This is a genomic window from uncultured Aquimarina sp., assembly GCF_947500065.1.
GTDB lineage: Bacteria > Bacteroidota > Bacteroidia > Flavobacteriales > Flavobacteriaceae > Aquimarina.
In genome coordinates this window covers 606,112-619,577 of sequence record NZ_CANMQT010000001.1, presented here as the reverse complement: position 1 = coordinate 619,577, position 13,466 = coordinate 606,112, and the positions used below count along the sequence as shown (strand labels likewise).

11 protein-coding genes are annotated in these 13,466 nt (G+C 33.7%); 6 read left to right on the top strand and 5 right to left on the bottom strand.

All coding sequences use genetic code 11. The features are described 5' to 3' along the window. Positions 1-11: 11 nt before the first annotated feature. Positions 12-917: a hypothetical protein gene (locus Q0975_RS02900; RefSeq protein WP_299432820.1), complete on the bottom strand. Its 906-nt coding sequence runs from the start codon at positions 915-917 to the stop codon at positions 12-14. Positions 918-1,090: 173 nt separating this feature from the next. Between Q0975_RS02900 and Q0975_RS02895 the strand changes: the two genes are divergently transcribed. From Q0975_RS02895 to Q0975_RS02885, 3 genes are read left to right on the top strand one after another with little or no spacing between them, the layout of a single operon-like run. Then, the gene (locus Q0975_RS02895; protein WP_299432817.1) at positions 1,091-2,065 is read left to right on the top strand and encodes a polyprenyl synthetase family protein; all 975 of its coding nucleotides are present in this window, start codon (positions 1,091-1,093) and stop codon (positions 2,063-2,065) included. Continuing rightward, positions 2,058-2,414: a hypothetical protein gene (locus tag Q0975_RS02890; protein ID WP_299432814.1), complete on the top strand. Its 357-nt coding sequence runs from the start codon at positions 2,058-2,060 to the stop codon at positions 2,412-2,414. The genes Q0975_RS02895 and Q0975_RS02890 overlap by 8 nt, the downstream gene beginning before the upstream one ends. Positions 2,415-2,429: 15 nt before the next feature. Further along, positions 2,430-3,056 carry a hypothetical protein gene (locus tag Q0975_RS02885; protein WP_299432811.1) on the top strand — a complete coding sequence of 209 codons (627 nt, stop codon included), beginning with the start codon at positions 2,430-2,432 and terminating at the stop codon, positions 3,054-3,056. Positions 3,057-3,069: 13 nt separating this feature from the next. On the opposite strand, the gene Q0975_RS02880 is transcribed toward Q0975_RS02885, so the two are convergent. Further along, a complete protein-coding gene (locus tag Q0975_RS02880; RefSeq protein WP_299432809.1) occupies positions 3,070-3,441 on the bottom strand; it encodes a hypothetical protein in 372 nt (123 codons plus the stop codon). A 141-nt stretch (positions 3,442-3,582) separates the two neighbouring features. Beyond that, entirely contained in the window at positions 3,583-4,104 is a 522-nt protein-coding gene (locus tag Q0975_RS02875; protein ID WP_299432806.1) for an alpha-ketoglutarate decarboxylase, read from the bottom strand. A 114-nt stretch (positions 4,105-4,218) separates the two neighbouring features. On the opposite strand from Q0975_RS02875, the gene Q0975_RS02870 reads away from it, so the two are divergent. The 3 genes from Q0975_RS02870 to lpxD all read left to right on the top strand — a co-directional run bounded on the left by Q0975_RS02870 (position 4,219) and on the right by lpxD (position 9,595). Beyond that, positions 4,219-6,999, top strand: a complete 2,781-nt coding sequence (locus Q0975_RS02870; RefSeq protein ID WP_299432803.1) for a 2-oxoglutarate dehydrogenase E1 component — start codon at positions 4,219-4,221, stop codon at positions 6,997-6,999. 62 nt (positions 7,000-7,061) lie between these two features. Next, positions 7,062-8,279: a 2-oxoglutarate dehydrogenase complex dihydrolipoyllysine-residue succinyltransferase gene (gene odhB / locus Q0975_RS02865; RefSeq protein ID WP_299432800.1), complete on the top strand. Its 1,218-nt coding sequence runs from the start codon at positions 7,062-7,064 to the stop codon at positions 8,277-8,279. A 326-nt stretch (positions 8,280-8,605) separates the two neighbouring features. After that, positions 8,606-9,595, top strand: a complete 990-nt coding sequence (gene lpxD, locus Q0975_RS02860; protein ID WP_299432797.1) for a UDP-3-O-(3-hydroxymyristoyl)glucosamine N-acyltransferase — start codon at positions 8,606-8,608, stop codon at positions 9,593-9,595. A 124-nt stretch (positions 9,596-9,719) separates the two neighbouring features. Here lpxD and Q0975_RS02855 read toward each other — a convergent pair whose 3' ends face one another. Beyond that, positions 9,720-12,230: a glycoside hydrolase family 9 protein gene (locus Q0975_RS02855; RefSeq protein WP_299432794.1), complete on the bottom strand. Its 2,511-nt coding sequence runs from the start codon at positions 12,228-12,230 to the stop codon at positions 9,720-9,722. Positions 12,231-12,528: 298 nt separating this feature from the next. After that, positions 12,529-13,461: a GYDIA family GHMP kinase gene (locus tag Q0975_RS02850; RefSeq protein WP_299432791.1), complete on the bottom strand. Its 933-nt coding sequence runs from the start codon at positions 13,459-13,461 to the stop codon at positions 12,529-12,531. Positions 13,462-13,466: the final 5 nt, after the last annotated feature.

Below are 13,466 nucleotides of genomic sequence, written 5' to 3'. Positions count from 1 at the left end.
TTGGATTTTTTTTAGTTATAAAGTTTTTTTCGGAATCTTGTATATGCCCTAAATGATTTGTTTGCTTGCGTTTGTCTGCGTTCAACCTTTAATCTACTTCCAGTTCTAACTTCTGGGCTGAATGGTAGCCAAGGGTTTTGTACTGTTATCGTTACTGTCCAATAACTAGTATACCATATCCCATTGTCGAATTCAACCTCTTTTCTTAATTGCCACGAACCTTTATGGCGGTAAAACTTCACCCTTGTGCTACCACAGATCACGTTTGTCCAAGTAAAAGCCTCATTTAGCTTACGCCAATTTCCACCAAAGACTGAATTTCTTATTAGACTATTCCATTGACCAGAATCACAAAATTCTATATAATCAGGATTTGTATTTAGAGGGGTTAGGCATCGTTGATTTCTGAAAGTGCTTTCGCTTTCGTTATAACAATTACTGCTTTTTTGTTTGATTTCCTGGAAATTGGGATCTAATATCTTTATTTCTGTATTAGAATTTTTAATAGTTCTTCTGGATTTTTTTACTGCATCTGGGCCAGCCATTTTAGCTAGAGTTTTTGGTATAGAAACGTTTTTGTTTGTAATCTCAATAAATAAATTGAAGGGACTCTGTTGTTCAATGTTCTGTATCCAACTTGGATCATTTAGTTTTGTGTAATCGTACACTTTTCCTTTTAAGAATATGTCATAGGTGTTTTTATCTTCATTGCTTAGTTCAATAAAAGTATATTCCATTCCATCTTTTTGAATAGTAGCGATTACTTTCGATTCAGGTAGATTGTCATCAGATAATTGTAATGTTTCAATATTATTTTGTTTAAAATTAATTATCTCATTTGGATCTTCTGGCTCACAAGAACAAAAAGCAATAATTAGCGATACGGTTGTGAAGGTTTTAAAAGTGTGTTTTTTCATGATTTAAAAATTATAGTTAGTACTGTTTTAATCAAAATTAGGATTGAGTATTTTTTTGGTGTCCGAAAATCTTTAGTTTCAAAAAAATAGGACATACTTGTTTCGTTATCCAATAATGTTTTAATATGAATTGTTTTTTAATTTTTATTTTACCTTAGCACAAAAAATCGATAGTGCATACCATTTCAGATTATCAAGGGTATTTTTTAGATTATTTATCAAAGAATACAATAGAAAAAGAGCCAAAAAACCTCTACGAACCAATTTCATACATTTTAACTCTTGGAGGAAAAAGACTAAGACCAACGTTGGTTTTGATGACTTCTGAAATTTTTGGAGGGTCCTATACTAAAGCTCTCGATGCAGCTTTGGCTATAGAGGTTTTTCATAACTTCTCTTTGATACACGATGATATTATGGATGATGCTCCATTACGAAGAGGTAAAGAAACGGTTCATGAGAAATGGGATATTAATACAGGTATCCTTTCTGGAGATGCTATGCTGATCAATGCGTACCAGCTTTTCGAAAATTATGAAGGTGATACGTTTAGACAATTAGCTAAGTTGTTTACTAAAACTGCTATAGAAGTATGTGAAGGGCAGCAATATGATATTGATTTTGAAACCAGAGATGATGTAACAATTCCGGAGTATCTAAAGATGATCGAGTATAAAACGGCAGTATTAGTGGCTGCAGCTATGCAAATGGGCGCAATCATCGCAGAGGCTTCTGAAAACTGTAAATCACATATTTATGATTTTGGACGATTGCTCGGGTTGGCTTTTCAACTACAAGATGATTATTTAGATGCATTTGGCGATCCTGCTACATTTGGTAAACAAGTGGGTGGAGATATTATTGAAAATAAAAAGACCTTTCTGTATCTTATGGCTATGAACGGTGCAGATAATAATGTAAGAAAACAACTAGAAGGTTTGTTTTCTTTGAATCCAGAAGATCCATCGGAAAAAATACAAACGGTTAAAAGTATTTTTGAAGCTACTGGTGCTAAAGAAAAAACAAGGTTGGAAATCGAAAAGTATACTAGAAAAGCTTTTAAGGTTTTAGATGATTTGTCTGTTTCCGAAGATAAAAAGAAAGTTTTGCAAATTTTTGGAGAACAATTAATGAATAGGAGTGTCTGAAAAACAAAATATTGTATCAAGTGAGCAGTTAGTCCAGGAAATTTCTGGATCTGATTTGTATCCCCAATTGATTCAACAACTTCAAAAAGATCTAAATCGAGCAGGAATTGATTATGAAATAAACCTTAATGCAGCTCCTAAAGAACTTTTTTTAGAGATAGAGCGATTGCTTTTGAAAAGATTAAATACGGCGTTTAACGAGTTTTTAAATTTGTTATATGCAGTAGATGTTTCAGAAAGAGATATAAGAAAATGCGATTCAGAAGAAAGTGCTGTTATTGCACAGCATGCAACATATTTGATTTTAAAAAGAGAGTGGCAAAAAATATACTTTAGAAATTCATTGTAATACCTCACTAAGCATATGAAGTTATTTGGTACTATGTTATTTTTATTTGTTTTGAATGTTAGTTTTGGTCAGGAGATTTTTGATAAAACTAATAGCTCATACGAATCTTTCTTAGAAAGAATAGTGGATAAGGATACTCTAATTAAAAATCGAACGAAGTATTACAAATGTTCTGAAGATCTGTCCGGAAGAATTGAATTTTATTATCAGAACAAGGAGTTAAGGTTAATGACTCATATTTATAAACAAGGTTTTGGTAATAATGCGTTTTTGGAAAATTATTTTATTGAAAAAGATACGCTTAGAATAAAGACTTCGATTTCTGAAGAGACATACATGAATACCCTTTATAAGGAAAGTAGCCAAGGTGTATCATCCACAAGTGTAGAGAAAGTAATTGAGGTTACGGAGCAAAGAATGCTTTTCGAAAACAAACTTAACAATGTTTGTTTTGAAAGGAAACATGGAGAAAAACAAGCTAAGTGGGATCAAGATTATTTTAATACACTTACATTCGAAACAAGCAATTGCATGGAGGATGTCGAAGATGTGCGTTATAAATATAGATTACTTAGAAAAGCCGAAAAGAAATTAGAAAGTTACTCCAATAGAAAACCTAATTGTATTTTTCATATGTGGTAGTATATCCCAAGCTCTAGAAATCCGATACTTGAGTATTTGCTTTCTTGTTATTCTTTTTTATGGTAACCGAGTTGAATTTAAGATCAGAAAACCCAACAAAACTACGACCATTTCTTACATTCATAAATTTCCAATGATATCCAGCATTTGTTTTGGTGATTGGAGATATCGCAATAGATGATATAGATATGTCAAGGTGTTTTTCTATGATCTTATTGATTTCGCCTTGTATCTTAGGATCGGATACTTCATTCGATGCCTTTTTTTCTTTCTTTACATAGTAAGGATTATTGGAAGGATCAAAATTAGTAGTTACAGTTTTTTTATTGCTTGAGCATGAGGATAGCGCTATTATCGCAAATAGCATTAGAGTGAGATTTTTCATTGTATTTTAGGGTCTTAATTCTTAAATGAGATTTAAAAATAAGTAAAACAATAAAGATTTTGTTTTATTTGTCTGGATATTAGACGATAAGTAAATTTTTATAGACAAATGACCAGTTTTTTTGTAGGATTAAAAATTTTGTTAAAAAAACACTCTTACAAAAGGCACATAGGCACTTGCATAAATACTTTTGTCGTCGTCATATAAGACATCATATCTAAGGCCCACACTTACAAATCCCATTCTATATCCAGCTCCGATAAATAAAGCAGGATACCAATAATCATCTTTGATATCTTGTCCTGCAATCTCAAAATTGCTACTAACACCCATCTGCTCAAATTCTGCTGATAGCTGCAATGCAGGAAATGGGTTGTATAAAGTGATAATGCTAGCACCATAATTTGTGGCAGTAAAATTTCGTGAATCTGTATATCCAAAATTAAGTCCAAACCCTATACTGAACTGATTATTAAAATCATAGATAGCAGCCGGTGCTATTACACCATTAAAAGTATCATCCGTAAACCCAATACCTATATTACCACCAATTCTAACGTGAGACCAAAAGTTGTCCTCTTGAGCATGCCCTTTTTGTAAGGAAAGTAAAATTATGGAAACTAAGATCAGGAATCTGATTTTCTTAATAAGAAACACTTTCATTGTTAAATTTCTAAAAAAATGTTACAATAAATATATATAATTCGATACTCAATATACTGTAATTATTGTATTTTTGTGATGTTTTATAATAAAAAGACAGTTGAATACTTACATATGGATAAATATTCATTTTTGAATGCGGCTAATACCGCATTTTTTGCAGATTTATATGATCAATATTTGCAAAACCCAGATAGCGTAGAACCTAGTTGGAGAGCATTTTTTCAAGGATTTGATTTTGGATTAGAAAGTGCGGATGATTCTGGTGAAACAATTTATATAGAAAAAGATTCTCAAGGTACTGTTACTGTTCCCGAAAACGTTCAAAAAGAATTTCAAGTAGTGCGTCTTATTGATGCATACAGAACACGTGGGCATCTATTCACTAAAACAAATCCGGTAAGAGAACGAAGAAAGTATCATCCTTCTCTGGCTTTAGAAAACTTTGGATTAAGTCAAGCTGACCTCAATACTGTGTTTAATGCAGGAGAGATTATTGGTGTTGGGCCTAATACATTAAGTAATATTATTGTTCATTTAGAGCAAATATATTGTGATGCTATTGGGATTGAATATATGTATATACGTAATCCTGAAGAAAGAGAATGGATACAGGGGCGAGTGAATTTTAATACCAATAGGACTAAGTTCTCTTCGGATCAGAAAAAACATATCCTTAAGAAATTGAATCAAGCAGTTTCTTTTGAAAGTTTTTTACATACTAAATATGTTGGACAAAAACGTTTTTCTCTTGAAGGAGGAGAATCATTAATTCCCGCATTGGATGCCTTAGTAGAGAAGGCAGCAGATAAGGGAGTTAAGGAGTTTGTAATGGGTATGGCACATCGTGGCCGTCTTAGTACATTGACAAATATTTTTGGAAAAAGTCCTAAAGATATATTTAGTGAGTTTGATGGTAAAGATTATGAGGAGGCTGTTTTTGATGGAGATGTAAAATACCATTTAGGATGGACTTCTAAACGTGAGACTGATTCTGGTAAGGCGATTAATATGAATATTGCTCCGAACCCATCACATTTAGAAACCGTTGGTGCGGTAGTAGAAGGTATTGCCAGAGCAAAACAAGATAAATACTACAAAGATAATATCTCACAAGTGTTACCAATTGTAGTTCATGGAGATGCAGCAGTTGCAGGACAAGGATTAGTATATGAGATTGTTCAGATGGCTCAATTGGATGGATACAAAACGGGGGGAACAATTCATATTGTAGTAAACAATCAAATAGGATTTACTACCAATTATCTAGATGCGCGTTCGTCTACCTATTGTACAGATGTTGGTAAGGTAACATTATCTCCGGTACTTCATGTGAATGCTGATGATGCTGAAGCTGTAGTGCACGCAACAAATTTTGCATTAGATTTCAGAATGAATTTTGGTCGTGATGTATTTATTGACCTTTTAGGATATAGAAAATATGGGCATAACGAAGGAGATGAACCTCGTTTTACCCAACCAAAATTATATAAAGCGATAGCCAAGCATAATAATCCAAGAGATATCTATGCAGAAAAATTGATTTCGGAAGGAATCATTAATAAAGATTACGTAAAACAACTTGAAAAAGAATATAAGGCTTCTCTAGAAGAAGAATTAGAGGATTCTCGTAAGCAAGAGAAGACAGTGATCACGCCATTTATGAAAGATGAATGGGACGGGTTTACTCGAGTTCAGGAGGATGAAATGATGGCAGTTGTGGATACCACATATTCTAAAGATCATCTTACCGAAATTGCAGAAGTGATTACTAAATTACCTTCTGATAAGAAATTCCTTCGAAAAATTGAACGATTGATCGATCAAAGACATAAAATGTTTTTCGAGAAGGATCAGTTGGATTGGGCTATGGGCGAATTATTAGCCTATGGATCTTTACTTAAAGAGGGATACGATGTTCGGATGAGTGGGCAAGATGTAGAAAGAGGAACTTTCTCTCATAGACACGCGGTTGTAAAAGTTGAAGATAGCGAAGAAGAAGTATTATTACTTAATAATCTAAAGGGAGATCAAGGAGATTTCTATATTTATAATTCATTACTCTCAGAATATGGAGTAGTAGGTTTTGATTATGGATATGCTATGGCAAGTCCAAAAACTCTAATGATTTGGGAAGCTCAATTTGGAGATTTTAGTAATGGCGCTCAGATTATGATAGATCAATATATCTCTTCTGCAGAGGATAAATGGAAACTCCAAAATGGATTGGTAATGTTGTTGCCTCATGGATATGAAGGACAGGGAGCAGAACATTCTTCTGCTAGGATGGAGCGTTATCTTCAGTTATGTGCAAAAGATAATATGTTCGTGGCAGATGTAACCACACCAGCTAATATGTTTCATTTGTTAAGAAGACAAATGAAAGCAAATTATCGTAAACCTTTAATAATTTTTACACCAAAGAGTTTATTACGTCACCCTAAAGTAGTCTCTTCGGTTGAAGAATTTGCAAATGGAAGTTTTCAGACGGTGATTGATGATCCAGAGGCAAAAGCAAAAGATACAAAGACATTAGTATTCTGTACGGGTAAGTTTTATTATGATTTGTTAGAAGCAAAAGAAAAGTTAGATAGAAAAGATGTTGCTCTTGTAAGATTAGAGCAATTATTTCCACTTCCGGCAAAAGAAATGAATGCATTGATCAAAAAATATAAAACTGATGATATTGTTTGGGCACAAGAAGAGCCTCGTAATATGGGAGCACTAAGTCATATTTTGTTGAATTATGATAATGCTACCTCTTTTAGATTTGCTAGTAGAAGACCTTATGGAGCGCCAGCTGCTGGTAGTTCCACTAGATCTAAAAGAAGACATCAAGAGGTGATTGATTTTGTTTTTGATAAAGCAAAAGACAATCAAAAAAGAAAAAAGTAAGATAAAGTAACTATAAATAGAAATATTTTCGCGAAAGCGATATAAAGTATAAACTTAGAATTATGGCTTTAGAAATGAAAGTCCCTTCTCCGGGAGAATCCATTACAGAAGTAGAAATAGCTCAATGGCTTGTAGAAGATGGTGATTATGTAGAAAAAGATCAGGCAATTGCAGAAGTAGATAGTGATAAAGCAACATTAGAACTTCCAGCAGAAGCTAGTGGTATTATAACACTAAAAGCAGAAGAGGGTGATGCCGTAGCTGTGGGAGAAGTTGTGTGTCTTATTGATACAGATGCTGCCAAACCAGATGGTGGAAATTCAGCACCTGCTAAAGCTGAAGAAAAGAAAGAAGAAGCGCCTGCTCCTGTTGAACCTTCGGCACCCACTAAGACAGAAACCTATGCGACTGGAACTGCTTCGCCAGCAGCTAAAAAAGTGTTGGCAGAAAAAGGTGTGGATGCTTCTCAGGTAAAGGGAACTGGACGAGATGGTCGTATTACCAAAGCTGATGCCATTGAGGCTAATCCGTCTATGGGAACACCTGGTTTAGGAAGTAGAGGAGAATCTCGTAAAAAGTTATCAATGTTGCGTCGTAAAGTAGCAGAAAGATTAGTTTCTGTGAAAAATGAAACAGCAATGTTAACCACTTTTAATGAAGTGGACATGCAACCTATTTTTAACTTAAGAAAACAATACAAAGAAGCATTTAAAAGTAAGCATGGAGTAAGTCTTGGATTTATGTCATTCTTTACATTGGCTTGTGTACGTGCATTAAAAATGTACCCTTCTGTAAATTCAATGATCGATGGTAAGGAGATGCTTTCTTTTGATTTTCAGGATATCAGTATTGCAGTTTCAGGACCAAAAGGATTAATGGTTCCTGTAATTAGAAATGCTGAAAACTTAAGCTTTAGAGGAGTTGAATCTGAAGTGAAAAGATTAGCTATTAGGGCTCGTGATGGTCAGATTACTGTGGATGAAATGACAGGAGGAACTTTTACGATTACTAATGGTGGAGTTTTTGGAAGTATGTTATCTACACCAATTATTAATCCTCCTCAGAGTGCTATTTTAGGAATGCATAATATTGTAGAAAGACCAATAGTAAGAGATGGACAAATTGTAGTAGCTCCTATTATGTATATAGCATTATCTTATGATCATAGAATTATCGATGGTAAGGAATCTGTTGGATTTTTAGTAGCAGTAAAAGAAGCATTAGAAAACCCAGAAGAATTATTAATGGATAATAATATAAGCAAGGCTTTGGAAATGTAATATACGCTTTGTCTAAATTATATATTGAGACCTCATTTCTTTTGAATTGAGGTCTTTTTGTTTGTAGAATCCAAAAAAAAATGAAATTATCTAATATATGATTGCTCTTTTTCAAATATGATGTGGAGTCTTTATTGGGAAATAAAATAATTTATCAAGTTTTTTTAGGATTTAAAACTTGATTTGTTAAAAAATTAACTAAATTGACTTTTTTGTATTGTTTTTTACTACTTCATTATTTTTTATAGCATTATTGTTTATAACGACTTTGTGAATTTTTCAAAAATGATAGATCATAGAATCTAATAACCAATTAATAAAAAATAATGATTTCATTTACAATAGAAGAAATTAATACTATTCTACAAGGCAAGTTAATAGGTAATACCAGCCAAAGAGTAACTGGATTGGATCAATTGAAGAATGCGAAAAATGATCAGATTACCTTTATCAGGAGTATAAAGTATGGACGTTTATGGGACACATCTAATGCTTGTGTTGCTATTGTAAATGATAGCTTAGATATTGAACCTGGTCCTGATCGAGCCTTTGTAATGGTAAAGAATGCGGATATAGCAATGTCTAAATTATTAGAGGTGTTTCGTCTTAAAGATCCAGTTTTTGATATTGATGTTCATCCAACAGCTGTGATCCATGAATCTGCAATTGTGGGAGTCGGAAGTAAGGTTGGTGCAGGTTGTTATATAGGCAAAGATGTTGTTTTGGGAGATGGTGTTGTGCTTTATCCTAATGTAACAGTTTTTGATGATTCAGTGATAGGTAATAATACCGTTATTTGGTCTGGAACAGTAATTCGAGAACGTTCAGAGATTGGTAGTCATTGTATTTTCCATAATAATGTCAGTATCGGTGCGGATGGTTTTGGATATTTACCCAGTGAAGATGGTCGCGGACTTGTGAAAATCCCGCACATCGGAAATGTTATTATTGGTAATGGAGTTGAAATAGGTGCTAATTCTTGTATAGATCGTGCTAAGTTTAGTTCCACGATATTAGGTGATGGTTGTAAAATTGACAATTTAGTACAGATCGGACACAATTGTGTATTAGGACGTTTTTGTATCATGGCAGGGAGTAGTGGTTTGGCAGGTTCTGTTACATTAGGTGATGGGGTTGTTATTGGAGGAAGTGCTTCTATAAAAGATCATGTCACGATTCATTCTGGAGCTACAGTAGCTGCAGGTTCTGGTGTTATGAATGATGTTCCTGCAGGGAAAACAGTTTTAGGTTATCCAGCCTGTGATTCAAGAGAAATGCTCAAGCAATGGGTTACTTTACGTAGACTTTCGAAATAGAAAATATATAAAAAGCCTCAAAAAATAAAACTGTTTGAGGCTTTTGCTTAGAATTAAAGAATCATTTTTAAAATAATAATTGATTTCCTGATTTGTATTTTAAAAACTTACATCAAACTGAATTTTATTGTTTAATAATTTTAGTGGTATAACTTTGATTTTCAGTAGTGATTTTCACCAAATACAGCCCAGAAGTAAGATTGCTAATATCTAAACTGGAGTCTTCATTATTCAACTCTTTAGAAAAGATCTTTTTACCTTGAATAGAGTACATCTCAATACTAGAGGATGAAGTAGAAACTGTAGATCTTATATTCAAAATTTGATTTGTTGGATTAGGAAAAACTCTAAATGTTTCAGAGACTTCTTCAAAAGTGTCAATTGATAGGGTAAGGGCTTCTTTTTGATAGAAACTTAGAGCATGCATCGCGTAGACCAAAGGGGCATTCCAATTAATAGTAATCTCATTGGTAGAATAGGAACACCAATGATCTACATATTTTGAAGCCGGTAGATTCGATGGAAAACTCACTCCAGAACCAGAACAATCACCTGTATCCGGATTGTTTTCATTTTGCGGTCCGCCTACTATCATCCCTGGAATAGGAGCAGAAATCCCATCTGCATCAGATATTCTGTGATGAGGTTCAAATACCTGTCTATCTCCAAATCCAGTTACATAAGAGTACCCAGTTCCATTTCTACCGAAGATATAATCCATAGCCGTATAAGCAGCATCTAAGTATGATTCATCTTGAGTAAGTTCATATGCTCTTATCAACAAGATCAATTGGTTACCTACAGCTCCATTACTTCCCCAAGCATAATCATTAGAAGCCATAGTGATTTTCATAGGTGAAGAATTAACTCGGTCTTTTAATTGATCAGCTGTACCTAATAATGTGTTATTGGCTGTAGTAACGTTAATAGAACTTGCCAAACTGGTAGTATATTGAGCAATTGAAATTAATGCTAGTGGATCACTGTATGGCCAACTAGGGGTTCCACCTCCAATGGAATTGACATTAATATCATCTCGATAAGTGTTTTCTCTGGTTGTAATAAATAATTCAACAGCTGCCCATTGAAATTCATCAGTTATATTACTATCTCCGTAAACACCGGTTCCTATATCAGAAGGTTGTTGGTAGTATATGGTAGGATTTGCTTTTGCCCAAGAATACGCATCTTTTGCAGCTTGCTCTAACTGCAAACTAAATCCAGGTCTTACATTTTCATAATCAGAGAATATTCTAGATGCTACTGCGGTTACTGCTGCAAAATTTAAAGCTGCTGCGGTAGACTTTTGTACAACAAACCTTTCTAAATTATAAGCTGAAGGCATGATCCTTCCGGAGAAATTTTTAGCGGTTAATTTATGATAAATTCCACCATCATTTGGATCTTGCATGTCTAGCATCCAATCTAAGTTCCATAAAACTTCATCTAAGATATCTGGAAGATCTCCACCTTGTTCAGGAATGTTATATTGCAAGTTTTCCCATTCTGTTTTATAGTGTTCAAAAGAGGCTAATAGGGTATAGGTGCTAATTCCACTATTTACAATATACTTGTTGTAATCTCCTGCGTCGTACCAGCCTTTTGGAGCAGAGATGACTGTTCCTGTCGGCCTTTGGGATGTAGCTGCAGACGAATGTACCCGGACAACATTATCAGGAGTTCCTGCAGGTCTTGCGTATATACCTGCGTGTGTAGATTCTAATGCTATAGAAGAACGATTGTAGTAGTAATATTTAAAAGCTTCTTCTCTAAGTTCTGCGTACCCATCTGTACTTACATTAAAAGTAATTTCTTCCTGATCGATTTGAAAACGATAAGTTCCTTCTTCGTCCACTTCGGATATATCTATATTTGCAATATGTTCTCCAGAATCATTCCATAAAGAAGATGCTCCTGTAGTTCCTGATAGTATCATATTGCCAGAACTATCTAGGATGGTGTATGCTTGGTTACTAAAACTACTTTGAGCTGCAATACTTATTGTTTTATTTCTACCTGTTAAATAAGCTACCTGATTATAACGAATATCAAAGGTCGAAGGTGGTGGTAAAGCCTCAAAGGGTTCTCCAAAGGAAATCCAGTCGATTTCAATACTTCCGGAATATCCTCCTTGGGCGGCGTTTACAAAAAATTGAACAAAAGCTATTTTAGATGAGTCCACAGGACAGGGAGCTGTAGCTTGTGTACAATCAGAACCTCCATAACCTCCGTCTTGCAAATTGGAAGAGTAATCTAATTCGTAAATGGTAGACCCATTGTCTATTCTAATGGACAGTGGACTTAGGTTAGTGACAAAACCATCTTCGTCTTGTATATCAATTCTCAAATCAGGATTAGAAATACCTTTTACTTTAATAAAAAATTTGATTTGATTTGATACGTCTACAGAGGTTTCAGAGCCATTATTATGCAATGTATAGGTAAAGGGACTATACGCTCCTGCCATGCCGTTAGCATCAATTAGTAAATTGTTATTGGATAATGAAACGGAATAAGCAGATGTTGATTCCACTGTAAGTATGCCTTCATCAAAATTATCGCTATAGGTAATCTGACTATGTAGATTAATGCCAGAAATGGTTGTAAATATTAATAGAAATAGTAGGTTTTTCATTACGATGATTTATTTATATTCTGAATTTTAAAAATATAAATAACTCTTGGTTTTACTTGTGCGTTGTCATCTTAACATGTCATATACAGAGGAGTAGTTAAATTTTAACAGAATTAATGTAGTTGAATGGTAAATTTATGAAAATCAAGTATTTATATATTTGTTTTGTAGGTTGATTTTACGTTTAAATATCTTATTATAATCCACTTTATATAGATTTTTTATATAAATACAGTAGTACATTTTGAGGGGTAAAAATGTTCAGATAGGACGAATTTTTTTCTAAAAAAAAACGATGCTATTCTAAAACCATTTTGGAGTAAGGAATAATAGTATGGTATTCTTTATTTTTGAAATACTCCATATCAGATAAAGAGCCTGTAACTAAAATAAAATCACCTCCCCAACCACCAAGGCTTTTAATACTATTCGGGTAATCAGAGAACAACCTAGATTTTACAGTAGGTGTTTTGATGATTTTAGAAATCACTTCTTCGTGTGCGTCTATTAATTTTTCGAATTCTTCAATTTGGGCACAGTCTAATATACTGTTTGTAATTTCATTTATAGCTACTTCTGCTTTATCAAAATCTTTTAGTGATAAAGATTGATAATGTTGGATGGATTCTTTGCTGTTTTGTTTTTGATTTAGATATACAAAGAACAGATTATTCCTAAATGTAGGATTGAATTCGATATTTTTAATAATTGGGATATCACCACTACGTTTGTAGAGAATTGGGGTATCATATTGAGCACAAGCAATATCATAACCACTTCCGCCAAAACTGTTCTGCAATAAGGAAAAAGCATTAACTTCAGCCCATTGTGCAATGTTGTTAATTAAAGTGGAAGAAGATCCTAATCCCCACTCACGATGAAATTCGAGTTTGGTTTCCACGACATATCCTTTCTGTTTTGACAAGAAGTTCGGATTTAATTCTCTGGCAGAAGATAGTATTTGTATCAATGTTTCTGTTACTTCGGGTGAAGTTGAAACGTTATTTTCCAGACTTGGTTTTATATTTTGATCCTTTATTTCAAAATTTGTTTCAAACCAACAATTTTCGTTTTCATCAAAACTTTTCCAAGTGATTGTGTCTGTATCATTTTCTTGTACAGTTAACCATTGTCCTTTTTTGGTAGGAACAGCCAAAGCCTTTATTCCGTCAAGAACTAAGTATTCTCCTGTAATCAAAAGCTTGCCATGACTGTAAAATGATGTTTTCATATAAA